The 2,295-nt window shown below is 69.6% G+C and carries 2 protein-coding genes; both read right to left on the reverse strand.

All coding sequences use genetic code 11. The annotated features are described in order from the left end of the window. Positions 1 to 239: 239 nt before the first annotated feature. Positions 240 to 896 carry an FMN-binding negative transcriptional regulator gene (locus EBH09_RS32305; RefSeq protein WP_121750389.1) on the reverse strand — a complete coding sequence of 219 codons (657 nt, stop codon included), beginning with the start codon at positions 894 to 896 and terminating at the stop codon, positions 240 to 242. A 193-nt stretch (positions 897 to 1,089) separates the two neighbouring features. Continuing rightward, the gene (locus tag EBH09_RS32310) at positions 1,090 to 2,253 is read right to left on the reverse strand and encodes a serine hydrolase domain-containing protein (protein WP_121750390.1); all 1,164 of its coding nucleotides are present in this window, start codon (positions 2,251 to 2,253) and stop codon (positions 1,090 to 1,092) included. Positions 2,254 to 2,295: the final 42 nt, after the last annotated feature.

Genomic DNA, 2,295 nt, shown 5'->3' on the forward strand with positions numbered 1-2,295 from the left:
GGCCGACGTCGTGGTGCTGGGCGCTTGTCCGGGTCGCCCTCGAACTCGGCCGCATCGAGGCCCACCTCACCAACAGGTCCAGGGCCTGCACCCGCCACTTCGCAGCACTCGCCCCACCGAGCCGCCGCTCGGCGGGGCGAAGTGATCGAGGACCCGCGTGAACCAACGCCGGCCCCCGGGGGGAGCCGGGCCCTCGGCAGGGCCGGACGGCCGGGGTGTCCCGCTCCGACTCACGAGTCTCAGGGCCCCGAGCGGGGCAGCCTGTCCATCAGTTCCGCCGTCTCCCGGTGCCGGCCGCACTCGCGCCCGCTGAAGGACTTCTGCACCCGCTCGCGCACCTCGGCGGGCTGCTCCTGGCTGAGTTTGAACATGCCCTGGGCGCTCGTCACCGAGATCCGGAACGCGCCGACGCCGGCGACGATGCTGCGGAAGTAGTCGACCGACTCCGTCTGGTCCCAGCCGGCCCCGAACCGGTCCTCGAAGGACAGTGCCGTGGCCCGCACGACATCGAGCGTGTCCTCCAGCGAGTCGATCTTCTCGACCACGCCGCGCACATGGGCCGAGGTGAAGTTCCACGTCGGCGCGGCCGGTGAGGTTTCGTACACCGTCGGGGAGACATATGCGTGCGGGCCGGTGAAGGCCAGCAGGACGACGTCCCCGGTGCGCAGCGCCCGCCAGTGCGGATTGCCCCTGTTCATATGCCCCAGCAGCGTGGCACCCACCAGGTCGTCGGGCCAGTCGCGGGTCGTCTCGGGGTCGGGGATCACGGGAAGGTGTGTGGCGAAGGGGCCCTCGTCGGAACTCCCGTTGATCACCGCCAGCGCCAGGGGATTCCGGCGGATCAGATCGGCTATCCAGGAACCGTCCGGTTCGCGATAGTGACTGGGAACGAACATCCGGACATCACACTCCTCCGCGTCGGTTATCGGAAACAGGTCCGCCGCTTCCCGATCCGGCTGCGAAACACGTCGACGGCGCATTTCCGAGGCCTTTTTGCGATGCCGTCCTGCCGGTGGACGGAAGACCGGAATTCTGGGACCGTCCACGGCGCGCCGGAAAGGAGGCGGGGAGTTGCGGCGGCTCCACCGCCTAGCAGTACTCGGCCTCCAGGACGGGGAGCACGGTCTCCGCCCCCCAGCTGCTGTTGTAGTTGACGGTGATCTGGTGGCCGCCGTCCTGGGTGGTGGCAGCCAGGGTGATCCACCCCGGCATGCCCCCGTCGTGGTACCAGAACGGGATGCCGCAGCTCGTCGTGAACCGTTCGATGCCGAGCCCGTAGGCCGACCCAGGGAAGTCGGGATTGTCGACCGTGGTCAGCATCGCCTTCAGCTGACGCGGCGGCAACAGCTTGCCGCCCACCAGGGCCCGGTAGAACCGGTTCAGATCACCGGCACTGGAGATGATGTCGCCGTCACCCCAGCTCTGGGATCCGTTCAGCTCGGTGACGTCGTCGACCCGGTCAGGCTCCGAGGGGAAGAGCCGGGCGTAGCCGCGGCTGCTGGGCCGGGGCAGGCCGGCGTCCTCGCCTGGGTGGGACGTCGCCTTGAGCCTCAGCGGTTCGATGATCCGCTCGCGCACCTCATCCTCGTACGGCCTGCCCGAGACCTTCTCGACGATCAGCGCGGCCAGGATGTCGTTGGTGTGTGAGAACCAGTGCCGCGCGCCGGGCTGGAACGGCGGCTCATGGGAGAGAGCGACCCTCACCCGCTGCTCGGGCGTCACGGTGTCGTAGCGGTGCCGCAGGAATCCCTCCCCCGTCAGGTATGTCGCGACGTACCTCTCGTCGGCGAGGTAGTCGAACAGGCCGCTGGTGTGATTGAGGAGCTGCCGCACGGTGATGCGGCGGCCGTCGTTGCCGTTGCCCCGCACCAGCCCGGGCAGGTGGCGCTCGACGGTGTCGTCGAGTCGGAGCCGTTGCTCCGCCTCCATCTGCAGCAGGACGGTCGCCACGAACGTGTTGGTGATGGTGCCCACACGGAACCGGTCGTGCTTGCCGCGCGGTGTGCCCGTCCTCAGGTCACCGACGCCGGCTGTCGAGGACCACACGCCGTCGGCGTCCCGCGCCTGGGCGGTGACGCCGGGGACACCGGCTGCCACGGCCGCGTTCAACGCCCGCTGCGTGGCCTCGTGACCAGCCGCCGCGGCACGGGTGTCCTGCGACGCCCGGGCGGGAGCAGTGAAGGCGGTGGCCACCAGCACGGTGGCCACCGCCAGAGAGACCGTGCCGGCCTTGAGGCGCTTGCGAATCGTCATGCGTGCTCCTGGAGTCGTTCGTCATCGGCTGTGCGCTTCGCT

It is taken from the genome of Streptomyces sp. E2N166 (genome assembly GCF_003671715.1).
GTDB lineage: Bacteria > Actinomycetota > Actinomycetes > Streptomycetales > Streptomycetaceae > Streptomyces > Streptomyces thinghirensis.